Genomic DNA, 22872 nt, shown 5'->3' with positions numbered 1-22872 from the left:
CATGACGGCTACCGAGCAACACACAGCGAACGGCGCGCAGCACCTGCCCGCGTCCCCGGCCCAGCCGGGTATGTGGTTCGACAGCATCTACGGCGCCGATCCCACGGCGTACAACCAGCCACTGGTGCTGCGGCTGCACACCTTGCTCGACCATCAAGCCCTCGTGGCGGCGCTGCGGATCGTGCATCGGGACCATTCGGCGCTGCGCACCACCTTCGAGATGACCGCCGACGGCGAGTTGCGGCAGGTGGTGCACGGCGAACTGGCGCCGATCGTCGACGTGCGTGATCATCACGGCGGCGATCCCGAGGACTGGGTGGCCGAGCAGCTGGCCGAGGTCGCGGGGGCCGTCTTCGATCTGCGTGGCGGTCCGCTGGCCCGGGTCCGGCACCTCCGGTTCGCCGAGGGCCGGAGCCTGCTGGTGTTCAACATTCACCACACGGTGTTCGACGGCATGTCGTTCAAGCCGTATCTCAGCCAGGTGGAGGCGACCTACACCGCGCTGGTGCACGGCGACGAGCCGCAGCAACGACCGCACCGCCAAGCCGTCGAGGCGTACGAGCGCTGGGCCGGGCTGGCCGACAATGCCGACACGCTGCACTACTGGCGGGAGAAGCTGGCGAAAGCCCCTGCGGCAGTGCCGTTCGGGCTGCCGGGCACCGGGACGCCGCGGCACGTGACCCGGCAGCAGGTGCTCGACGACGAGCTCGCGGCGCGGGTGCGCGAGTTCTGTGCCGCGGAGGGCATCACCACCAGCATGTTCTTCGTTGCCCTCTGCTTCGTGCTGCTGCACCGGCAGACCGGGCAGGACGAAGTGCTGCTGGGGATCCCGGTGTCGGTGCGCGGGGCAGGCGACGCCGAGGTGATCGGCCATCTCACCAATACGGTTGTGCTGCAACACCACCTCGACCGTGGCGCGACCGCCCGTGACGTGTTGCGCAGAGTGAAACGCGAAGTGCTGGAGGCGCTTCGGCACCGGCACGCGCCCCTGGAGGCGGTGCTGGGCGAGGTCCGTGCGGCCGGTGGCACGCAGGACGGGGCGTTGTTCAACGCGATGGTCACCGTGATGCCCGCCGCGGCCCGCCGCCTGGACCTGCCCGAGTGGGGCGTGCAGACCTGGGAGCACGCACCGGGTGGCGCCAAGTACGACCTGGCGATCCTGGTGGACGAGACGGCCGACCGGTACACCCTGGTCGTCGAGCACGTCACGGCCGCGGCCGACGGCGAAATGTTCACGGACTACCTGGCGCAGCGGCTGCACACCTTGGTCGGCAGCGTGCTCACCGAGCCGGACGGGCAGCTCAACGAACTGCGCTGGACGAGTGACGCGGAGGAGCAGGCGATCACGGAGCTGTGCGCCCGCCGGAAGGACGCGCCCGAGCTCGGCACCGAGTTGACCGCCGATCTGTTCGCGGCGAGCGCCGCGGCGGCGAGTGCGGAGCCGGCGGTGATCGCCGACGGGACGGCGACCACCTATGCCGAATTGGCAAGTCGCGCAGAGGCGGTGGCGGCCACGCTGGTAGCTCGGGGAGTCCGGGACGGGCTGCCGGTCGCCGTGCTGATGCGGCCCGGCCTGGAGCTGATCGCGACGGTCATCGGCATCCTGCGCGCGGGTGGCAGCTACGTCACCTTGGATGCCGAACCACGGGAACGGCTGAACTTCGTACTGAACGATTGCGGCGCAACCATTCTGCTGCGCGGTGCCGAGATCGATCTCGCGGGCGTGTCGTTGCCCGCAGACCTCGAAGTCATCGAGGTATCCGAAACAGACAGTGGAGCAGCGTCATTCGATGACGCGCGGAAGAAGCCCGAGGACACGGCGTACATCGTGTACACGTCGGGCTCCACGGGACGCCCCAAAGGTGTTCGGCTGCCGGAGGTCACGCTGGCGAACCTGGCCCGCAACCAGGTCATCTTCTCCGGGGACCGCCGGACGCGCACATTGCAGTACATGCCGCCCGCCTTCGACGTGTTCGCCATCGAGGTGTTCGGAACCCTTTGCGCCGGTGGCACTCTGGTGATCCCACCGGCGGAGGCCCGCACCGATTTCGAGGCCTTGGCCGCTTTGCTGGCCGACGAGCGGATCGAGCGGGCCTACCTGCCCTACGTCACGCTCCGCGAGCTGGCCGCCGTGCTTCGACCATCGCCGGTGGACCTGCCGGACCTGCGCGAGGTGTACGTCACCGGCGAGCGGCTGGTGATCACCGGCGATATGCGGGTGATGTTCCGGCGAAACCCGAACGCGCGGTTGATCAATGCCTACGGACCGTCCGAGGCACACCTGTGCAGTTGGGACGCGCTCCCGGACGATCCCGACGCCTGGCCGACCATTCCGTCGATCGGCCGCGTGGTCGCGGGCGTCGACGCGTATGTACTCAATGCCGCCGACGGCACTGCTCGGCGGGCGCCGTTCGGCGTCGAGGGCGAACTCTGCGTCGCGGGCCCGGTCGTATCGCCCGGCTATATCGGCCTGCCGGACAAGACGCGCGAGGCCATGGTCGCCGACCCGTTCGTCCCCGGCCAGTTGATGTACCGCACCGGCGATGTAGTGGTGCTGGCCCCGGACGGGTCCCTGCACTACCGCGGCCGCAAAGACGATCAGGTCAAGATTCGCGGCTATCGCGTCGAGCCGGGCGAGGTAGAAGCCGCGCTGGAACGGGAATTGGAGGTGGACGCGGCCGCCGTGATCGTGGTGTCCGAAGGTGGTGACCGCGCGCTGCACGCTTTCGTACAGAGCGCCGCGGCGCCACCCAAGGACTGGCGCACCCGGCTCGGCGCCGTGCTGCCCGGCTACATGATCCCGCGGCAGCTCACCCGCATCGACGCCATCCCGGTGACCTCGAACGGGAAGACCGACCGTCGCGCTCTGGTGGCACAATCGATGCCACCGGAGCCCACCGACGAGGTCGACCACTCCGATTTCGCCTGGACGGACGCGGAGCGCACGATGGCCGCGCTGTGGTCCGAGGTGCTCGGCGACCGGCCGAGGACCCCGGAGGTCGACTTCTTCGCGGTCGGCGGTCACTCGCTGCTGGCCGCCCGGCTGCACCGGCTGGTCAAAAAGCGCTTCCGCACCGACGTCGCACTGTCGGTGCTGCTGAGCACGCCGACACCGCGCGGCATGGTGCAGAGCCTCGTCGACGAAACTGCCGCCGCCGCACCGGATCTGGGCGCGGAGGCTCGCCTGCACGACCTCGTGGTGGGGGAGCGGCAAGAGCCGGCCGGCGGCACGGTATTGCTCACCGGCGCAACCGGATTCCTCGGCAGTCACCTGCTCGACGAACTACAGCGAACCGGGCATCGCGTGCACTGCCTGGTCCGGGCCGACAGCGTCGCGGACGGGCGTGAACGCCTGCGCCGGACCTTCCGGAAATTCGCCCTCGACCCGTCCGGGCTCGACGAGGTCGGCATCTGCCTCGGCGATCTCGACCAACCGAAGTTCGGGCTGGGCAACGACTACGAGGCATTGGCCCGCGAGGTAACCGACGTCTACCACGCGGCCGCGCACATCAACTTCGTCGTGCCGTATCACACGGTTAAACGCACGAATGTGGACGGACTGCGGCACCTGCTCAACTTCTGCGGGATCAACCGCACGCCGCTGCGCCTGATCTCCACCATGGGCGTCTTCCCGCCGGACTCCACCGCAGGCCTGGTCGGCGAGGACAGGGTGCCGGGCGATCCCGCGTCGCTGGGCATCGGGTACTCGCAGAGCAAGTGGGTCGCCGAACGGCTCGCGCTGGCCGCGCGCGAGGCCGGGCTGCCGGTCACCGTGCACCGCGTCGGCCGTATCGCCGGACACCGCCGCACCGGCGCCTGCCGCCACGACGACTTCTTCTGGTTGCAGATGAAGGGTTTCGCGTTGCTCGGCTGCTACCCGGCGGACATCGCCGAGGGACCGCCGGTCGACCTGTTGCCGGTGGACTATGTGGCCCGCGCCATCATCCGGCTGTCCGAGGAGAAGCCGGACGACGAGAACTGGCATCTCTACCACGCCGACGGACTCGACTGGCCCACCATCATCGACACCATTCGCGCGGAAGGCTATGCGACGGAACCGACTTCGGGATCCACCTGGATGGCCGCGCTGGAACGGCAGGCCGCGGAGACCGACGACCAACGCTGGGGACTCGGTCCGCTGGTGCCGCTCATGCGGGAGGGCGTGATGCGCCTCGGCGCGCACACCTTCGACAACGAGAAATCCAGGCGTGCGCTTGCCGACGTCGGGTGCCCGTATCCGCAGGTGGATACGGGATGGATTCGCCGGATGTTCGAGTACTTCCGCGCCGTCGGCGCCCTCGCGCCGCCGGACGGGCTGAACCAGGGAGGAACACAATGACTGATCTGGAACTGCGCTCGGTGGTGATCATCGGGGCCGGCCCGGTCGGTTGCGCCTTGGCGACACTGCTGCGCCGCCAAGGTCTGGAGGTAGATCTCTTCGAGCGAGGCACGGAGTCGGCGGGCACCGGGTCCGGGCATTCGTTCAACCTGACGCTCACCTCGCGCGGACTCGACTGCCTGCCCCGCTCGGTCCGGCGACGCCTCTATCTACAGGGCTCGGTGCTGGCCAAGCGGATCATCCACCATCGTGACGGTGCCATCTCCACGCAGCCGTACGGAACGATGACCCATCACCATCTGCTGTCCATTCCGCGCCGGGTGATGCAGGATCTGCTGCGCGATCAGGCGCTGCGGGAGGGGGCCAGGATCCATTACGGCCAAGAGTGTGTCGACGTGGACACCGCGCGACCGGCGGCGCTGCTGCGGGATCGGGACGGCTCCTCGGCCTGGGTCACCGGCGATCTGCTGGTCGGCTGTGACGGCGCCAATAGTGTTGTGCGCGAAGCCATTGTCGCCGCGCACCCGCAGGACATGTGGGCGACGCGCGAGACCATCGAGCACGGCTACGCCGAGATCACCATGGACTACGGGGACGCCGATCCGACGGGCATGCATCTGTGGCCGCGCGGCGACCACTTTCTGCAGGCCCAACCGAACCGGGATCAGACCTTCACCACCAGCCTGTTCAAGCCGATGGCCGGTGAGGACCGGCGTAGGCACTTCTCGGGGCTACCCTCGGCCGAAGCGATCAGCTCCTATTGTGCGACAGAGTTTCCCGACGTCTTCGGACGGATGGCGGCGGTCGGCACGGACTTGGCGAGCCGGAGCCCCGGCCACCTCAGGATCATCAACTGCGCCCCGTATCACCATCGGCGCGCGGTGCTGGTCGGTGATGCCGCGCACGCGGTCGTCCCGTTCTTCGGGCAGGGCATCAACTGCAGCTTCGAGGATGCCGCCACGCTGGCGGCGCTGCTGGAGAAGTTCCAGGCTGCGGTCCGTTGCGAGGGCGGCACCGTCGCGACCGTCGCCGAGGTGGTCGTCGACGAGTACAGCGACGTGCGGGTGAAGGCGGGGCACGCGCTGGCGGAACTGTCGCTGCGCAACCTCACCGAGTTGTCCGACCACGTGAACGATCCGATGTTCCTGGCGCGACGCGCGCTGGAACGCCGGCTGCACGAGTTGCGTCCCGAGCTGTACACGCCGCTGTACCAATTGGTGGCGTTCACCCACATGCCCTACGACGCCGCACAGCGGGTGCATGACGAGTCCAGCGCGGTGCTGGACGAGTTGTGCCGCGGGCGCGACCCCCGAACCGAACAGGACGCCATCATCGGCGAATTCGCCGAGGCGTACGGTGGCGCGTTCACCCCGCAGTTCACGCCGCAGAGGAGACGGACGGGATAGTGCGGGCAGGCTATCCGGCGGTCCCGCTAGCGCGGGCCGCCGCGACGGCCGGGGCCGACTTGCCGCGTCCCGCTTCATCATTGAAGCGGAACCCGACACCGTGCACGGTGACGATCCAGTCCGCGGAGCCGAGCTTCTTGCGGACACTGCTCAGGTGCGTGTCGATGGTCCGGCTGGCCAGTGAGGTCACTTCGGCGTCCACGTCGTCGTATCCCCAGACCTGTTGCAGCAGTTCGGCTCTGGAGAAGACCCGCTGTGGCTCGGTGGCGAGCAGGCGGAGTAGTTCGAATTCCTTGCGGGTCAGTTCCACCAGCCGATTGCCCACTCGGACCTCCCGGAGCGCCGAGTCGATCTCCAGTTGGCCGACGATGAGTGCCGGCTGGGACATCATGTGCACCCGGCGCAGCAAGCCGCGTAGCCGGGCCATGAGCTCACGGCTGTGGTACGGCTTCACGATGCAGTCGTCGCACCCCGCTTCCAGGGCGAGGACCTTGTCCAGCTCGAACGCGGAGGCGAAAGCGATGATCGGTATGTCGCTGGCCCGCCGGATTTCTCTACACAGGGTCAACCCGTCGAAATCGGTGAAGTCGAGGTCGACGAGTACAACGTCGAAGTCAGGGTAAGCCGCCATGGTTTCGGCCCCGGTCGAGGTCGGCTCGGGGTCGAAACCGTGCCGTTTGAGGTCATTGACCGTATCCTCGATCCCCTCACAATCCGCCACGATCAACAAACGTGGATGAAGCAAAGCGATCCTCCCTTCCAGCGAGTGCGATTCAGTTGTTTTTCTTGCGCGGTAACAGTGCCGATCAGCTCGACCGGGTCGAGGCAGCGGAAGGCGGCGGAAATATCAGACGGACGATAATTCGAGCAGGACCCGAATCGACGATTCCAGCGCATAGTTCATCGAGCCGCCATTGGGTTCGAATGCGGTGTGCTCGCCTGCGAAATGTATTCTTCCCTCCGGTGTTCGGGTGTGCGCCATGAGCTCGTGGTGGCCCAGCTCCGGCAGAATGTACGCGCCGGCGATGTACGGCTCGTTGTCCCAGGCTATGGACGTGCCGAGCTCGAAATTCTCGCGTGCCCCCGGCATGATCGGTTCCAGTTCGGTCAGGGCGAAATTGATGCGCTCTTCCTCGCTCATGTCGGCCGCCGCCTGGGCGGGCCAGCCGGTCAGCCAGCACTCCAGGATCTTGCGCGGGCCGGGTAGTCGTGGCGTGCCGTCGCGGACCGTGCCGATCGGCGTATCCGTCGACAGCATCAACCGCCTTTCGGGCCAGAACTTCTTGCGCATCTGCAGGAAGATGCGAAGGGCCGACGAATACCTGAGGCGGCGGATGGTCGCGTGCTTCGCGGCGGACAGGCCGGCCATCGACAGGTTGATCCGGCGCAGGCTGCTGAACGGTGCGGTGACGATGACCCGGTCGGCGGTCAGTGTCTGCAACCGGTCGCGATCGAGGAATGTCACCTGCGCTTCCTGCTCGGTCTGGGTGATGCGGACGACCGGTTTCCGGTACAGGACAAGGTCTTTGACCTTGTCCGCCAGCGCTCGGGCGAGCAGGTCGGTGCCGCCTTTGACCTTGAACCACGCGGCGTCGGCGGTGGAGAAGGCGCGGTGGCCCGACTCGTAGCGAGCCCACGCCATGGTCGAGGCGGACTCCAGTTCGCCGCCGCGCATTTCCAGGAAGAGCGGTTCGATCAGGCTGATCGCGGCCGCGGAGGCGCCTCGGTCTTCGAGGGTGCGGCGGACCGAAATCTGGTCGAGGGCGAGCAGGTCCGGCGTCGGGGTCCAGGTGGGTGCGGTGAGTTCCGGGCCGATGTTCTCATTGAACTTCGTGACGTACTGCGCGTTCAGGTCCGCGACGGTGAGGTGGCGCTCGTGTGGCGGCAGCCCCAAGTTATCGGCGTGCTCGTCGAGCTTGTCCGGTCGGATCCGGATGCCGTTGCGCAGATAGCTGAAGTCGGTGTCGACGAGATCGCTCGGCTCGGTCTCCAGCTGCATTTCCCGCAGATAATGCATCATGTAATGGCACTGCGCGGTCACCGTCATCGCGCCTGCTTCGGTGCGCAGACCGTCGGCGAATGGGTGACGATAGGTCCAGGTGCGGCCGCCTGGTCGATCGGCGGCTTCGAGAACGGTGACGCGGGTACCTTGCTTCGCTAATTCGTATGCGGCGGCGAGGCCCGCCAGTCCGGCGCCGACAATGATTGCGGTGTCGATGGTATTCTGAGACGGAAGACCGTCATCGAAAGTACTTCTGACGTCGTGTTGAGTTAGCCCCTGCACTGCTTTCCCTCCGGCGAACTGCGCTTGATCTCCCCGGCTCGTCGAAGTTGTTCTGAACCGAAATCATTGACAAATCATCACGCTGACGGAAAATGGAGTCGTCGTTCATCTTCAACCATTTTGTATGAAATTATCGTATCAAGCCCCGCAGAGGGGAGCAAACAAGTTTCAGTTGCTCGAATTTAACTGCACATACGCGTTTCACACCTCTCTGCCTGGATGGTGTTTGCCTGTGCCTGTGTGACCGTTGTCACAGTTCGGTCCTCGTTTGAATCGCATCCAACTCCAGGCGAACTCGTGCTGAGGTGACCTTCCTTGGCTGGTTATTTCCTGGTCGCGGGCTGTAGCCGAGGCGGCCTGCCCGTGGTTTGAGCCCGCGCGCGAGCAGCTGCAGCTATTCCGCTGCAAGCTATTCGGCGCGGGTTCCGGCCGCGCACAACCGGTTCGCCGAGACGTCGGTTGCTCGTCGCCTCGCCCGGCGGATTCAGCCCGCTCGGCAATGGCATCCCGATAATGGGCGAGTTCGTGCAATATTTGACGATCGGCCTGAGGCATGGTTGTCGCGAACTCCGGCGTGCGACCAATGTAGCGACGGGAGGGTGTGTTTCGGAGGTGGTCGACTTGAACCCGCCCACCACGGTAGACGCGAGTCGAGTTGTGGTGCGCGGCATTTCGACAGTGCGGGCCTTGCTCGGGCACGCCGTGCGGTGCGCACCCGAGCGGGTTTCCCGCGCCGACTACACGCTGCGCTGCGCCAGCGTGGACTTCATATGGGCCAGGATGCACTGCTCGATGTGGGCGAGCCACTCGTAGCCCTGCAGGGTGCCCGAAACCCATGCGGCCGTGACGGTGGCGAGGTCGTGGGGTTCGGAATCGTCGCGGGGCGGCGCCGACCGCGGGGGTGTCCTGGTGGCGATTCTCGGCCTCGGGCGGGGGGTCGACTCTGGAAGTGGTTCGTCCACAATCGAATCCGGGGCGAGGTCCGGTTTGTCGGTCGGTGGCGCCGCGAAGGTGCTGCTGGATTGTCCCGGGGTGCTGATGTCCCGGTTCGCCGTCGGTCCGACGCCGGCGGGGCCGTCCCGGTCGGCGGAGATGAGGGCCGTGAGGAGCGCGGCCGTGGACACCATCGCCAATCGCATCGGAACGTCGGGCTTACGTGGTGCGCGGTGTTTACCCATCGCCTTCTTCCCATCGAAATTCCTGCTGAGTGTGGAAGTTTAAGGCGGGCAACCAATTCCGGCTACCAGTGTAAGTTCTTCTTCACGGATGTTAAGTCGCAATTATCGCGCAACCGAGCTTGTCTTCGATGTCGATTCGACTCGGCGGATTGTTACACCGAACTACCAGCGCTCGGACATCGGCTACGCGGGCCGGACATTTCGCCCAGAATTTCCCGGTACGACCCGGGAAATAGATAAGGGCAAGGTGGTTATCCACTCCTTGCCCACTTCAATATATAGCGCACCCAGGGGCTTGCGGCAAGACCCCGGTGATGCTGCAAGATCGTCACTCATTCGAATGAAGGGGTTGCATGATCGACGTGATCATCGCGGGTGCCGGGCCGACCGGCGTGCTGCTGGCCAGTGAGTTGCGGTTACAAGGTGTGCGGCCGGTAGTGCTGGAGAGGGACACCGAGCCGACCGAGGTGGTTCGCGCGCTCGGCATGCACGCGCGCAGCATCGAGATACTCGACCAGCGTGGTGCGCTCGCGCCGTTTCTCGAGCTGGGTCGCAAGCACCCGGTCGGTGGCTTCTTCGCGGGCATCGCCAAGCCGTCGCCCGAGCTGGATACCGCGCACCCGTACGTCCTCAGCATTCCGCAGACCACCACCGAGCGGCTGCTGCTCGAGCGCGCCGGTGAACTCGGCGTCGAGATTCGCCGGGGTTGCGCGGTGGTCGGTCTCAGCCAGGACGAACACGGGGTGACCGTCGAGCTGGCCGACGGCACGCAGCTGCGCTCGCGCTACCTCGTGGCCTGCGACGGCGGCCGCAGCACGGTGCGCAAACTGCTCGGCGTCGGCTTCCCCGGCGAGCCGACGACGGTCGAGACGCTGGTGGGCGAGGTGGAGCTGACCGCATCCGCGGCGACGATCAACGCCGCGAACGTCGAAGTCCGCAAGACCCAGTTGCGGTTCGGCGCCGCACCACTGGGGGACGGGGTGTACCGCGTCGTCGCGCCTGCCGACGGTGTGGCCGAGGACCGCACGGTCCCGCCGACCCTGGACGAGCTGAAGCGGCAGCTGCGGGCGACCGCGGGCACCGACTTCGGCGCGCACTCGCCGCGCTGGCTGTCCCGTTTCGGTAACGCGACGCGCCAGGCCGAGCGGTACCGGGTCGGCCGGGTCCTGCTGGCAGGCGACGCGGCGCACGTCCACCCGCCGATGGGCGGGCAGGGGCTCAACCTCGGTCTCCAGGACGCGTTCAACCTCGGCTGGAAACTGGCCGCCGAGATCAATGGCTGGGCACCGACGGGGCTGCTGGACAGCTATCAGACCGAACGGCACCCGGTAGCCGCCGACGTGCTGAACAACACGCGCGCGCAAATGGAGCTGATTTCCCTCGAACCGGGCCCGCAGGCGGTGCGCCGCCTGATCTCGGAACTGATGGACTTCGACGAGGTGAACCGATATTTGATCGAGAAGATCATCGCGATCGGCATCCGCTACGACTTCGGCGCAGGCCATGCGCTGCTCGGCCGGCGGCTGCGGGACATGGAACTGCGGCGGGGACGCCTCTACGAGCAGATGCACCGCGGCCGTGGCCTATTGCTCGACCAGACCGGCAAGCTCTCGGTCACGGGCTGGGCGGATCGAGTCGACCACGTTGTGGATGTCAGCACGGAACTGGACGTGCCCGCAGTGCTGTTACGGCCGGACGGCCATGTCGCATGGGTCGGCGACGATCAACAGGATCTGCGCAACCAGCTGCCCGTGTGGTTCGGCGCCGCCGTCGGCTGAGCACCGCCTACTCGACCAGCTTCTCGCTCTTCAACCAGTCGTAGGCGACGTCGGCGGGGTCCTCGCCATCGATGTCGACGCGACCGTTGAGGTCCTGCATGAGCTCGTCGGTGAGGTGTTCGGAGATCGTCCCGATCAAGGTCCGCAGTGGGGGATAGCGGTCGATGACGGCGCCGCGGACGACCGCTGTTCCGCTGTAGGGCAGGAAGAACTTCTGGTCGTCTTCCAGGACAGCGAGATTCAGGTTCTTGACCCGGCCGTCGGTGGTGTAGATCATGCCGAAATTGCACGGGGCGCTTTTGGAGGTTGCCGTGTAGACAATGCCGGCGTCCATTCGGGTGACGTTGCCGGAGGGTACGCCGTTCGGATCGTTGTACGGGATACCGTATTTGGCCAGCATCGGGATGAAACCATCGGAGCGGCTGAAGAATTCGTCGTCAACGCAGAAGGTGCGATCGGGGATCGGGAGTGCGGCGACATCGGACAGCGATTTCACCTGCAGGCGCTCTGCGGTCGGTGTGGATGCGCCGAAGGCGTAGGTGTCGTTGAAGTTGGCCGGGGGCAACCACTCCAGGTTGTGGTCGCGCTTCTCCAGCTCGTGGACTCGTTGCCAGAGTTGCTGCGGGTCCGCGATCGTTTCGGTCTGGTTGTGGTAGTTGACCCAGCCGGTTCCGGTGTACTCCCACAGCACGTCGGCGTCGCCGTTCAGCTGGGCTTGCCGAGACGATGCCGAACCCGGTGCCCCCGTCAGGTCTTTCACTTCGGCGCCCGCCGCGGCCAGGTAGGTCGCGGTGATCTTGCCGAGCAGGACACCCTCGGTAAAGCTCTTCGAGGTGACCACGAGCTCCGCGCCGTCCAGCGGCGTTGCGCCGTCCGGCAATTCGGCGTCATGAAACGTGCCGGACGAGCTCACCAGCCCGCAGCCGGCCAGCGCAGGCATCGCGACGGCGAGCACGGAAAGGAGCGTAACCAGCTGCGTGCGTGGTGATTTCATGAGATACCCCGCGGGGTAGCGGCGAGTTCGACGAGTCTGCCCAGCCAGTCGATGATCAATGCCAGTAGGCCGACCAGGATCGCGCCGGAGATGAGCAGCTTGGGCAGGAAAAGCGTGACACCGGTGGTGATCAGCGTGCCGAGACTGGTCGCGCCGATGAACGTGCTCAGCGTCGCGGTGCCCACCAGGATCACCAGTGCGGTGCGTACGCCGTTGAGGATCACCGGCACCGCGAGCGGCAGCTCGACCTGCAACAGCGTCCGGGCGCCCGAATAGCCGATGCCGCGGGACGCTTCGATCGTGCGGTGATCCACCTGCCGCAGTCCGACGATGGTGTTCTGCAGGATCGGCAGAATCGCGTACACCACGAGACCGACTATCGCCGTACGGAATCCGGTGCCCAGCCAGAAGGTGAACAAGACGAGGAGCCCGACCGCGGGCGCTGCCTGACCGATATTGGCGACATTGACGGCGATCGGCTCGAGCCGACGCAATGCGGGCCTGGTGAGCGCGATGCCCAGCGGAATCGCGACGACCACCACGATCAGCGTGGCCACCACGGTCAGCTTGACGTGCTCGAGGATCGTGGTTTGCAGATTGGCCCACGCCAGCGACGCCTGCTCGGTCGGGGTGAACGTCGTCGATCGATACCAAAGCACGTAGCCGATTCCGATGACCAAGATGATGAGCGGCTCGAACCACACGTCGATGGGTAGGCGGCGCAGGCGATTCATGACTGCTCGGCCGATCCGGGTTCGTCGTCGGCGGCGACCACCGGGGTGGGCGCCGGATCGGTGCCGTCGACGTAGGTTTCGTAGTCCTCTTCTTCGGAGCGCACGTCGGCGAGCTTGGCCTGGATCGTTTCCGTCACCGAGCTGATGCTGAGCGAGCCGACGACCGCGCCCCGGCCGTCGGTGACCAGCGCGGCGCCCTGACTGGCCGCGAGCATGGCGTCCAGCGCGTCGTTGAGGGTGGAGGAGCGGGCCACGACGGGCAGCCGCCGGTCGAGGAAGTCGGAGACCTCCGGTTTGCTGGCCACCTCGGTGAGGGACGGCCACGACCGCGGCCGTCCGGCCTCGTCGACCACGACCACCCAGGTGTGTCCGGCGGCCTTCGCGCGGTTGATCACGCTCTGCGCCGGCTCGCCGACCCGGGCGGTCATCACCTCGTCGTAGGCGACGTCGCGCACCCGCGACACCGTCAGATACGCCAGTTTCGCGCCGGATCCGACGAACTCCTCCACGAACGGCGTGGCCGGGTCGGTGAGGATCTCCTCCGGGCGCGCATATTGCTCGACGTGCCCGCCTTCGGACAGAATGAGCACCTTGTCGCCGAGCTTGGTGGCTTCCTCGAAGTCGTGCGTGACAATCACGATGGTCTTGCCGAGCTCGTGCTGGATCCCGATCAGACTGTCCTGCAAGCGAACCCGGGTGATCGGGTCGACCGCGCCGAACGGCTCGTCCATCAGCAGCACCGGCGGGTCCGCCGCCAGCGCGCGGGCGACACCGACCCGCTGCTGCTGGCCACCGGACATATCCTTGGGCAGCCGGTCGGCGAAGGTTGCAGGGTCCAGACCGACCAGATCGAGCAGGTATTCGGTGCGTTCGGCGATCCGCTTCTTGTCCCACCCGAGCACCCGCGGGATCGCCCCGACATTCTTGGCGACCGTCCAGTGCGGGAACAGGCCGCCGGACTGGATCACATACCCGATCGACTGCCGGAGCTTGTCCGGATCCTCCTTGGTGACATCGCGGTCGCCGATGAAGATCCGGCCTTCGGTCGGCTCGATCAGCCGGTTGATCATCTTCAGCGTGGTGGTCTTGCCGCAGCCGGACGGGCCGACGAAGGCGACGATGTCGCCCGCGTCGATCGCCAGGTCGAGCCGCTCGACCGCCGGTTTGTCCTGGCCGCGATAGCGTTTGACGACCGACTCCAGGTGGATGGACGCGCCGGTCACCTTGCGTTCCGGAGCCTGACTGGTCACCACATCCGTCATGAGAGTCCCTTTGCGATCGTGAGGCGTCCGAGCAGGACGAGGAGCGCGTCGAACACCAACGCGATGAGGACGATGAGAACGGTGCCGGTCAACGCCATTTCGAGGGCGTTCGCGCCGCCGAGCCGGGAGAGGCCGTTGAAGATCAGCGAGCCGAGGCCGGGGCCGAGGACATAGGCGACGATGGCGGCGACACCGACGATCATCTGGGTGGACACCCGGATGCCGGTCAGGATCACCGGCCAGGCCATCGGCAATTCGACCGTCAGCAGAATGCGCCAGCGCGAAAAGCCGATGCCGCGTGCGGATTCGACCACCGAGGCGGGCACCGCGCGCAATCCGACGATCGCATTGCCGATCACCGGCAAGGCCGCGAAGAACGCCAGCATGATGAACGACGGGACGACGCCGAGCCCGAACGGGACCAGCAGCAGTGCGAGCAGCGCCAGCGAGGGAATTGTCAGCGCGACGCGGCTCGACGTCAGAGAGAGCGCAGACAACAGCGGGAGCCTATATACCGCGACCGCGATGAGAACGGCGACGACCGTGCCGACCAGGACCGTCTGAAACGCCAGGGAGGCATGCTGATAGGTGAGGAACGCCAGGAAATCTCCGCGTCCTCGGAGGTAGTTCCATAAATTCACGCGATTCCCCTCGTCAGGCGTAGATCAATCGGTACCTGTAGGCGTGTAGTCACCGGCGCGGGCCGTCAAAGGTTAATCGATGCCGTGCGTTCGGCTTCGGATGGCGCGCGGCGGATTGTCGATCCGGCTATTCCCGCCAGGATGGCAATTCGGCGTTCGGCCCGCGCGGTGTTCGGTACTGATCGGGCGTAAGTCAGGCCGCCCGAGTGTGGGAATCGGCGGTCGAGTAGTACTCGGCGTTGCCCGCGATCACGGTGCTCGGCGTGCCGTCGACGCCGACCGGAATGTTGCCTGCCAAGGTGATTCGGGTCAGCCTGCGGTGCTCGCTGCCGTCGTAATCGTCGATGGCGTAGTGCTGGGTGGCGTGGTTGTCCCAGATGGCGACGTCGCCCAGCGACCAGTTCCAGCGGGTGGTGTGCTCCAAACGGGTCACCCGGTCCTGGAACAGCCGGAACAAGGCCTGCGATTCGGTGCTCGGCAGGCCGACGAGCTGTTTCACGAAGCAGCCGAGCAGCAGCGCACGTTCGCCGGTCTCCGGGTGCACATGCACCACCGGGTGCTCGGTCTCGAAGTAGGTGGATTCGAACTCGCGCCGGTAGGCCCTGGTGCCTTCATCCTGGCGTTCCTCGATGTCGGCGGCGTAGTCGTACTGGTTGGTGTGCCGGGCGCGCAGGCCCTCGGCCAGCCGCTTGAGCGGTTCCGGTAGCGAGTTGTACGCGGCGACGGTGGACGCCCAGGTGGTCGAGCCGCCGTAGCTCGGTAGCGCGACCGCGCGCAGGATCGACGCCTTCGGGACGCGGTCGACGAAGGTGACATCGGTGTGCCAGGCGTTGGAACGGCCGTGGCGCGAATCGATGGCCAGGCTCTTCACGCCTGCCGAGGTGACCGTCGGGTGCGGAGTGGTGGGTTTACCGAGCAGTTCGGCGAATTCGTACTGTCCGTCCTCCGTCAGATGCTGCTGGTCGCGGAAGAAGATCACCTTGTGTTCGTGCAGTGCGGCGCGGATGGTGGAGATGGTCGCCGCGTCCAGGTCACCGCCGAGCCTGATCCCGGTGAGCTGTGCGCCGATGTGGGCACCGAGCTTGACCACGGAGGTTTCGCTCGCGGGGTAATCGACAGACATATCGGGACCTTTCGCTTCAACCTGACGGTTGGTTCAGACGAAACCATTCCGCGGTTGGTGCGACAAGCATTACGGTCACCCCGATTCGAAAGCTGCGGTGCCGCACAGGGTGCTTCGGCAAAGCACGGTCCTACACCGGCGGCATCATCCGCTCGATTTCGGCGACGATCAGCTCCGGCTCGGTGGCCACCACGTAATGACTGGATTGCTCGGCGATGACATGGCGGCCGTGCGGGGATTGCGCAGCCTCGAAAACGACAGTCGCCGTAGCGATGTCGGTTTTCTCGGCCAACACCATCGCGTACAGACGGCGCCCATCCCGCGTCTCGACCCACTCCGGCGTTCCCTGCGTGTGCTGCTCGGTATCCGTCACAATTCCCCCAATTCCCCGCTGTGCCACGAACATCGCGACATCCGTCGACCAGATCATTCCGAACCCGACCGCACCGAGCAAACCGCGCGCCCTGGTTGCCTTGCGGGCAGGTTCAGCAGGGGAAGTGTTCTTTCATGCGCGCGGGGACGCCGTCGCCTGCGGCCTTGGTCCAGCACACGTCGTGTGGGAAGCGGACGTAGGTGGTCCAGCCGTTGGCGGCGCGGCGGATGAGGCGCGCGTTGTTTCCGGGGGAGTCCCAGGCGACGAACGCCCACTGGCCGTCGCAGTCGCGGACCGTCAGGTTTGCGCTGAGAAGGTAGTCATCGAGCTTGTCGCGGTCGTGCAGTTCGAGCACGACCGTTTGGGCCGAGCACGGTGGTTGCGGTCCGGATTCCTGGAAGCGCAGCTCGCCGTTGACCGTCAGGCCGGCGTACTTCAGGAACAGGATTTGACTTCCTTTCGGGAAGGAGGTCCCCCGATCGAGCGACCGTCATCCGGTCTACCGCCAATGATCGGACCACCGATATCGATGGTCAATCCCCAAAGACCGGGGTCGTATCCACCAACGAGTCACCGACGTTGGGACTCTCGTATCCGGGCACGGCGAGTCGCGCATTCGAAGTACCGATGTGATTGTTGGATGTCAGGCATGACAGGTCCTCTGTTACGTCTGATTTCGATTCCGTTGACCGCGGCGGGTGTCGCGATCACTGTCTGCACGGCCACTGCGCACGCTGAACCACCCTCCGACGGACGATGGTCCGCCGCAGACCCGAAGAGCCGAGAGGTAGCGGACGCGGCGGCGTTCGCAGTGGGCGAAATCAACTCTCGGTCCAACGCGCTGTACTACTACAAGTTGATCCGCATCGTCGACGCTCAGAAGCGAGTCAAGGCGGGCGTTGTATACCGGATCGTGTTGGACATAGCCGAAACACTCTGCAGCAAAACCGAAACCGTGAACGCCAACTGTGCGGTCAAGCCACACGGATGGCAAGACCGCTGCACAGCAATTGTCGCTACCAAACCGTGGGAAAACTTCACCGAACTCCAGAAGTTCAATTGCGGCGAGGCCGACCCTGACATGCCCGCAGACGTCAGGTGAGCCGGTCAGGTCCGGCCTCCTCGGGTGCCTCGGGGCTCTCGAGCGACCACGTGATCGCGGCTCCGGGGGCTGCACTGATCTTGTGGCCGTTGGCTATGGCCCAGGCTGTGATCGCGCTGCTCGCGGCGCTGTCTTCCTGGCTCACCCGCGGCGTCCAGCGGCCGAACCGCACGGTTTCAGCGGTCATCCTGTGTGCGGTGAGCAGCCGCGAGAGCTGTTCGAACTCGGTCGGTGTCACGAAGGCCAGGTAGTAGTCGTGGCCCGAGTCCAGCGACGCCAGGACAGTACCGAGGGCGAAGGCGTGCTCACCGACCTGTTCGAGGAACGCTTCGAGGTAACCGACGCGATAGTCGGCCGGCAGGACGAAGGTGTCGGCCCAATCCCAGGGCAGCGCTGCGGGATAGGAGCTCAGCGATGTCAACTGCTCGCGGACGGACTGGAGATCGGCCGCGCGGGAGATGACCGCCATATCGGCGGTCCCGCTGGGAGATTCGGCGTCGCGAAACGATTCGGGGCCCTCAGGGGTGAGGTGTGCTCGTCGTTGGGCCATGAGGGTCCGCGCGCGGAACTCGGCATCGGGTTGCCGGCGGGCCCAGTCATGGGAGTAGGCCGCGGCTTGCGAGGTCTGGCGCACGATGCGGTCCGGTTCGGGTGGGGCGGGCCAGAACTGTAGGAGGTAGCGATCCAGTAATGGCTCGTCGTCGAGTCTGACGTCCTTCTCGCTTGCCTGGTCCATGCCTTGCGCGCAGTACCGCACCCGGTAGTCGAGCCCTTCTTTCAAGTCCAGTTCCCAGGAATCCTGACCAGCCCACTGCACCAGGAAACTCTGCTCGGAGAGCGGGTAGAAGGAGACCTCAACGACCTCTTCCCATGCCGGATCCAGCGGGGGAGCCTGGCCGCGCACTTCGACGGTGAAACCGACGTCGCCGGTGTGCAAACCGGTGCTCAGAAAAAGTGCGCCGGGTACCGCGGCGCCGCACAGTCCTGAATTCTGTCCGGCGAACGCCTCGTGCATGCGCGGGTTGTAGTCCCCGGGGTCACTTTGCACATAGATCTGGCTGTAGGAGACGCCCACTTCGCCATCGAGTCTGAACATTTCTCACACCATCCCGACAGGCGAGAGCCCACCATCGCCCGGCAGCGAGGACCCAGAGGACGAGGAGGCGTTCCTCGCGCCAGGGTCGGTGCCGACCAGTTGGAGGGCGACAGGAGTGTGGTGCGGTTGGGTTCGGGAACGGGTCATGCACGGCAGCGTAGAGAAGCCCACTGACAACACCGGGGCTCCCGAACTTTTGATCAAACGGCCGGAGTGGTTGGCCGACATGTCTTTCCAACGCACCATAATCAGATGTGCGGGCTCCTCTCGTGGTGCAAGCTTGTTCTCGATGCTGGACTCGGGGAGGGGATTCATGTCGTTGACGGCTGTGTTGGCTCATGCTCAGGCGTTATGGGTGGAGTTGGCGGTCGCGCCGGTTTCCTTCACGCCCGGGCGTCTGCAAGTGGTGGTGTCGCCGAGGTCGTTGATGTGTCCAGCGGGATGGGGCGGTGCTGTGGTGTTGCAGGGCTCGGCGATTGCGACTGCACCCGATGCCGTTGCGGCAGCGAAGGTTCGAGCCGCTGGATTGCAGATGCCGGTTACCGAGGTCGTCAACGCCGAGCGGCTGCGCACGGTGTTGTCCGTTGCCGAGGTGCGGGGTCCTGCGGTTCTGGCCTACTCCAGCGTGGAACTGTTTCGACCGGTCACGGTGGGGGCGAAGGCATTCGAGCGGCTACCGCCCGAGGACGCGGCATTGGGTGAGTTCTTGTCGTCAGCTGGGGAAGCCGACCGGGACGAAAGCGGGTTGGACGAGATAACCTCGTCGGCGTTCGTCGTGCGTTCGGCCGGGGCGGTTGCTTCGGCTGCGGGATATCGAGTCTGGCCGAACCGCACAGCGCATGTTTCGGTGTTGACCGCGTCGGACCGGCGCGGTCGAGGCTTGGCCCGTGTTGCTGCCTCGGCTGCCGTAGAGCACGCCCTCGGGCAGGGCTTGGTCCCGCAGTGGCGTGCCCGCACGACCGAATCCAGGCGGGTCGCCGCCGCCCTCGGCCTCCGCGAGCTCGGCGCGCAGCTGAGCTTTCGGCTGAATTCCCAACCTGGAGAAGGTCAGAGCAGATGAATCTTCTGGTCGGCGGCGGGGCCAGTTGTCCTCAGTAGGTCGGCCAGTTACCCGGTGTCATGAGTTCGAGGAGGTGCTCGTCGGGATCCCGGAAGTAGATGCTGCGTCCGCCACGAGCCCAGTTGGTCCGGCCTTCGATCGGGATGTCGTGCGCGTTCAGGTGAGTTTCCCACTCGGTCAGTTGGTCCTCGGAGACCGCGAAGCACACATGGAGCCGGCCGCTGCCGTCGTGGGGTGGGATCTCGCCGTTCGGCAGACCCGGTTCCGGCAGCACTTTCGGTTCGAGCGATCCGCCGCGGCGGAACAGCAGCAGCACATTGTCGCCCCCGATATCGAACGCGCACAACGGATCCGCTTCGAGGATCGGTTTCAGTTGCAGCACATCGGTATAGAACTTGCGGGCACGATCGAGATCGTCGACATACAACGCGGACTCGATGATCCGGTCAAGTTTCGGCACAGTTCGCTTCCTTCCTCGAATACGTTGTCGGAACCATCGTGCAACCTCGAGCCAACTCGAGGTCCAGCGTTGCGTGGATCACAGACGTCCTCATCGACCTTCGCCGGATGATCAACGACCCCTCGGCACGGACAGTCAGCGGAACAGGCGGAAGAACCCGCGCACCTGCTGGACCAGCGACTCCGGCTGCTCCAGTGCGGCGAAGTGACCACCATGCGGCAGTTCCTCGAACCAGCGCAGGTTGGTGAACCGCAGCTCGGCTTCCCGCCGCGACGGGCGGGTTATGTCGCGCGCGTAGACCGACAACCCGGATGGTGCGGTCACCTTGTCCCGGAAGCTGGCGAAGCTCTCCCAGTACAGGCGCGCCGACGAGGTGGCCGACGCGGTGAACCAATAGACCGAGATCTCGTCGAGGATGGTCTGCCGCGACAGGGCGTCTTCGGGATGGCCGTTGTTGTCGGTCCAGGCCCAGAACTTCTCGGCGATCCAGGCGGCCTGCCCCGCCGGGGAGTCGGTGAGGCCGTAGCCGAGCGTCTGCGGCCGGGTCGCCTGGATCGCCGAGTACCCCCGGCCGGTGCGCTGGAACTCCTTCTCAGCCTTAAGATTCGCGAGCTCCGCGGGCGTCGGGTCATCGAACGTGCCCGCCGCCACGGATCCCAGGTTCAGGTGCACGCCGGCGACCCGCTCGGGCGCCACCTCGCCCAGCGCGCCGGACACTGCCGAACCCCAGTCGCCGCCCTGCGCGCCGTACCGCTGGTAACCCAGCGACACCATCAACGTGTCCCAGGAGCGCGCGGTGCGAGTGATGCCCCACCCGGTCGTCGACGGCTTGTCACTCCAGCCGTAGCCGGGCAACGACGGCGCGACCACGTGGAACGCGTCCGCCGGGTCACCGCCGTGCGCGCGCGGGTCGGTCAGCGGGCCGAGGACCTCCAGGAACTCGAGCACCGAACCCGGCCATCCGTGCGTGAGCACGAGCGGGAACGCGTCCGGTTCCGGCGAGCGGACGTGCAGGAAGTGGATGCCGAGCCCGTCGATCGTGTCGCGGTACTGCGGGAAGGCGTTCAACCGCTCGGCGAACCCGAAGTCGTAGTCCTCGGCCCAGCTGCGGCACAGTTCCTGCGCATACGCCAGCGGCAAACCCTGTGACCAATCGTCCACCGGCTCGCGCTCGGGCCACCGTGTCCGGCGCAATCGTGCACGCAGGTCCGCGATCTCGGCTTCGGTGATGCTGACCTCGAATGGCTCGGCGGACATGGCAAGTCTCCTATCGTCACCATGAATGTTAACCGGGCAAGACTCTGATACGTTCGGCGTGTGGACGATGGACTCGGGGACCTGCTGCATCGCGTCGTGTACCTGCTCGGAGAGGCCGCGCGGCGCCGCGTGGACGACTCGGATGCGCTGACGTACAGCCAGATACGCCTGCTGGGCACGTTGGAAGAAATCGAGCCGGTGACCCAGCATCAGCTGGCGCAGGCGCTGGCAGTATCGGACCCAGCGGTCAGCCGAGCCCTGCGCCCGCTGGAAACAGCCGGATTCGTCGCGGTCGAGCCCGACCCCGAGCATGGACGGCGACGACTGGTCAGCACCACCGAAGCCGGCCGCAACGCTTTCCACGGCAGTGACCGGCCGCTCCAGAACGAGCTGCGCGACGCGCTGCTCGAAGCGGGTTTCCCGTACGAACGCTACCTGCGCGACACTGCCACGCTGGCCAAGCTGCTCGAGCCCCGCCGATAGCTCGATCCGGTACTTCGGGGCGGTACTACCGCGAGAACCTTGAGTCTTGACTGGTTAATATTAACCATGCAACACTCAAGTCGTGAACGAGATGTCCTACTTCGCCCAGTCGGCTTTCCCCCTGGTCTGGATAGTGATCGCGGTTGTCGGCGCATTGATTCGAACCCGGCACAGCCCCTCCCGGGCAGCCGCCCTCGAAACCTGGCAGCGGTGGTGGGCTGTCGCCGCACTCGGCTGCGGCAGCCTGTGGATGACGATCGCCTTCCTGACCATCCCGGACGCGATGGCCACCGCGATCGGCTTCGACCGGACCCCGTTCCTGTTCGAGATCGCCTTCGCCAACCTCGGGCTCGCTGTCATGGGATTCCGCGCCGCCTCGGCCACCGCCCGCGAGCGCATCACCATCGGCCTCGGCGCCGCAATATTCCTGTGGGGTGCGGCGATCGGCCACCTCTACCAATGGTTCGCCCACGGCAACCACGCTCCCGGCAATACCGGGGGAGTGCTGGTCTACGACCTGCTCTTGCCCGCGGTCATGATCGTCCTCGCGCTCCGGTCCCAACAGCTCTCCATCACCGGGCGGCCCACGTTCGCACCCGCCTGAGAAACCCACCGGCGCCGCAACCCAGGAGGCCCCCATGCATCATGACGCCATCGGCCGGAGTGCAGGCCTTTCACCGCACCGAATCGGCGCGTTCGCCGACGCTGTGCTCGCCATCGCGATAACCCTGCTCGTCGTCGAGATCAAGCGGCCGCAGGACGAGGATCTCGTCGATGCCGGCACGCTGGCCGCATTCCTCTGGCACGAACGGGCTTCGTTTGTGGCGTTCCTGCTCGCGTTCTGCCTGCTGTGGGCGCTGTGGCGCCGCCATCACACCTTGATCGAGGGGGTGGCGCTGCTGGATCGGCGCACTCTCGCATGGCATGCGCCGCTGCTGCTTTTGGTCGCGATCCTGCCCTATTCGACGGCGGTGTTCGGGCACGCTCCGGACAACAAGCTCGCCGTCTGCCTCTTCGCTGTGACGTCGGCGCTGCTCTTCGCCAGCGAGGGTGTGGTGCGGGATCTGGCCGCACGACGATCCACCCTGGCCGAACACATCGTTGCTGCCGACCTCCGCACCAGCGCCGATGCTTCGGCCGCCGTCGCCGCGGTCTTCTTCGCCACGGCCGCACTCGCCTGGCTCACTCCGTACGTGTGGTACGCCTGGTTTCTCGCACCATTGTCGGCCGCTTTCGGCGGACGCCTGATCGACCGAGTCCGTGGGGCCTTCCCGGCCAACTGAGTCACTGGCTCGGCGCCGC

General features: G+C 66.1%; 21 protein-coding genes. 8 read left to right on the top strand and 13 right to left on the bottom strand.

What is annotated here, in order from left to right; all coding sequences use genetic code 11:
* Nucleotide 1: 1 nt before the first annotated feature.
* Together IBX18_RS28660 and IBX18_RS28655 are read left to right on the top strand one after the other, a co-directional pair.
* Nucleotides 2-4339: a non-ribosomal peptide synthetase gene (locus tag IBX18_RS28660; protein WP_194836618.1), complete on the top strand. Its 4338-nt coding sequence runs from the start codon at nt 2-4 to the stop codon at nt 4337-4339.
* Nucleotides 4336-5745: an NAD(P)/FAD-dependent oxidoreductase gene (locus IBX18_RS28655; RefSeq protein ID WP_194836617.1), complete on the top strand. Its 1410-nt coding sequence runs from the start codon at nt 4336-4338 to the stop codon at nt 5743-5745. The genes IBX18_RS28660 and IBX18_RS28655 overlap by 4 nt, the downstream gene beginning before the upstream one ends.
* A 10-nt stretch (nt 5746-5755) precedes the next feature.
* Here IBX18_RS28655 and IBX18_RS28650 read toward each other — a convergent pair whose 3' ends face one another.
* The 3 genes from IBX18_RS28650 to IBX18_RS28640 form a co-directional block, all read right to left on the bottom strand.
* On the bottom strand, nt 5756-6490 hold the full coding sequence (locus IBX18_RS28650) for a response regulator transcription factor (RefSeq protein WP_228541963.1): 735 nt from the start codon (nt 6488-6490) through the stop codon (nt 5756-5758).
* Nucleotides 6491-6592: 102 nt separating this feature from the next.
* Nucleotides 6593-8029 (bottom strand): NAD(P)/FAD-dependent oxidoreductase, encoded by a 1437-nt coding sequence (locus IBX18_RS28645; RefSeq protein ID WP_194836616.1) that lies wholly within the window; start codon nt 8027-8029, stop codon nt 6593-6595.
* Nucleotides 8030-8766: 737 nt separating this feature from the next.
* Nucleotides 8767-9207, bottom strand: a complete 441-nt coding sequence (locus IBX18_RS28640) for a hypothetical protein (RefSeq protein ID WP_194836615.1) — start codon at nt 9205-9207, stop codon at nt 8767-8769.
* Between the two features lie 353 nt (nt 9208-9560).
* Here IBX18_RS28640 and rox point away from each other — a divergent pair, with 353 nt between their 5' ends.
* Entirely contained in the window at nt 9561-10985 is a 1425-nt protein-coding gene (rox, locus tag IBX18_RS28635; protein WP_194836614.1) for a rifampin monooxygenase, read from the top strand.
* Nucleotides 10986-10992: 7 nt separating this feature from the next.
* Here rox and IBX18_RS28630 read toward each other — a convergent pair whose 3' ends face one another.
* The 7 genes from IBX18_RS28630 to IBX18_RS28600 all read right to left on the bottom strand — a co-directional run bounded on the left by IBX18_RS28630 (nt 10993) and on the right by IBX18_RS28600 (nt 16467).
* Nucleotides 10993-11979 carry a glycine betaine ABC transporter substrate-binding protein gene (locus tag IBX18_RS28630; protein WP_194836613.1) on the bottom strand — a complete coding sequence of 329 codons (987 nt, stop codon included), beginning with the start codon at nt 11977-11979 and terminating at the stop codon, nt 10993-10995.
* Entirely contained in the window at nt 11976-12713 is a 738-nt protein-coding gene (locus tag IBX18_RS28625) for an ABC transporter permease (RefSeq protein WP_194836612.1), read from the bottom strand. Before IBX18_RS28625 ends, IBX18_RS28630 begins: the two co-directional genes overlap by 4 nt.
* Nucleotides 12710-13975: an ATP-binding cassette domain-containing protein gene (locus IBX18_RS28620; RefSeq protein ID WP_194836611.1), complete on the bottom strand. Its 1266-nt coding sequence runs from the start codon at nt 13973-13975 to the stop codon at nt 12710-12712. The genes IBX18_RS28625 and IBX18_RS28620 overlap by 4 nt, the downstream gene beginning before the upstream one ends.
* Nucleotides 13972-14616: an ABC transporter permease gene (locus IBX18_RS28615; protein WP_107655737.1), complete on the bottom strand. Its 645-nt coding sequence runs from the start codon at nt 14614-14616 to the stop codon at nt 13972-13974. Before IBX18_RS28615 ends, IBX18_RS28620 begins: the two co-directional genes overlap by 4 nt.
* 193 nt (nt 14617-14809) lie before the next feature.
* Nucleotides 14810-15739, bottom strand: coding sequence for a TauD/TfdA family dioxygenase (locus IBX18_RS28610; RefSeq protein WP_194836610.1), 930 nt, complete (start codon nt 15737-15739; stop codon nt 14810-14812).
* A 130-nt stretch (nt 15740-15869) separates the two neighbouring features.
* A complete protein-coding gene (locus IBX18_RS28605) occupies nt 15870-16193 on the bottom strand; it encodes a hypothetical protein (protein ID WP_228541962.1) in 324 nt (107 codons plus the stop codon).
* A 31-nt stretch (nt 16194-16224) separates the two neighbouring features.
* On the bottom strand, nt 16225-16467 hold the full coding sequence (locus IBX18_RS28600; protein ID WP_194836608.1) for a hypothetical protein: 243 nt from the start codon (nt 16465-16467) through the stop codon (nt 16225-16227).
* A gap of 285 nt (nt 16468-16752) precedes the next feature.
* Here IBX18_RS28600 and IBX18_RS28595 point away from each other — a divergent pair, with 285 nt between their 5' ends.
* The gene (locus IBX18_RS28595) at nt 16753-17214 is read left to right on the top strand and encodes a cystatin family protein (RefSeq protein WP_194836607.1); all 462 of its coding nucleotides are present in this window, start codon (nt 16753-16755) and stop codon (nt 17212-17214) included.
* Here IBX18_RS28595 and IBX18_RS42335 read toward each other — a convergent pair.
* On the bottom strand, nt 17207-18310 hold the full coding sequence (locus IBX18_RS42335) for a hypothetical protein (protein ID WP_228541961.1): 1104 nt from the start codon (nt 18308-18310) through the stop codon (nt 17207-17209). The two genes, IBX18_RS28595 and IBX18_RS42335, sit on opposite strands and share 8 nt — an antisense overlap.
* Nucleotides 18311-18842: 532 nt before the next feature.
* Between IBX18_RS42335 and IBX18_RS28585 the strand changes: the two genes are divergently transcribed.
* The gene (locus IBX18_RS28585) at nt 18843-19370 is read left to right on the top strand and encodes a GNAT family N-acetyltransferase (protein WP_228541960.1); all 528 of its coding nucleotides are present in this window, start codon (nt 18843-18845) and stop codon (nt 19368-19370) included.
* A 31-nt stretch (nt 19371-19401) separates the two neighbouring features.
* Here the strand turns inward: IBX18_RS28585 and IBX18_RS28580 are convergent, their stop codons facing one another.
* Nucleotides 19402-19830: a VOC family protein gene (locus IBX18_RS28580; protein WP_194836605.1), complete on the bottom strand. Its 429-nt coding sequence runs from the start codon at nt 19828-19830 to the stop codon at nt 19402-19404.
* 135 nt (nt 19831-19965) lie between these two features.
* A complete protein-coding gene (locus IBX18_RS28575; protein ID WP_194836604.1) occupies nt 19966-21087 on the bottom strand; it encodes an epoxide hydrolase family protein in 1122 nt (373 codons plus the stop codon).
* 60 nt (nt 21088-21147) lie between these two features.
* Here IBX18_RS28575 and IBX18_RS28570 point away from each other — a divergent pair, with 60 nt between their 5' ends.
* The 3 genes from IBX18_RS28570 to IBX18_RS28560 all read left to right on the top strand — a co-directional run bounded on the left by IBX18_RS28570 (nt 21148) and on the right by IBX18_RS28560 (nt 22853).
* The gene (locus IBX18_RS28570; RefSeq protein WP_194836603.1) at nt 21148-21570 is read left to right on the top strand and encodes a MarR family winged helix-turn-helix transcriptional regulator; all 423 of its coding nucleotides are present in this window, start codon (nt 21148-21150) and stop codon (nt 21568-21570) included.
* Nucleotides 21571-21661: 91 nt separating this feature from the next.
* A complete protein-coding gene (locus tag IBX18_RS28565) occupies nt 21662-22174 on the top strand; it encodes a DUF6790 family protein (RefSeq protein WP_228542001.1) in 513 nt (170 codons plus the stop codon).
* Between the two features lie 34 nt (nt 22175-22208).
* Entirely contained in the window at nt 22209-22853 is a 645-nt protein-coding gene (locus tag IBX18_RS28560; RefSeq protein ID WP_194836601.1) for a TMEM175 family protein, read from the top strand.
* Nucleotides 22854-22872: the final 19 nt, after the last annotated feature.

The organism is Nocardia sp. XZ_19_369 (assembly GCF_015355715.1).
Lineage (GTDB): Bacteria > Actinomycetota > Actinomycetes > Mycobacteriales > Mycobacteriaceae > Nocardia.
Note: the sequence above shows the minus strand (reverse complement) of the source record. Positions and strands in the feature narration are given on the sequence as shown.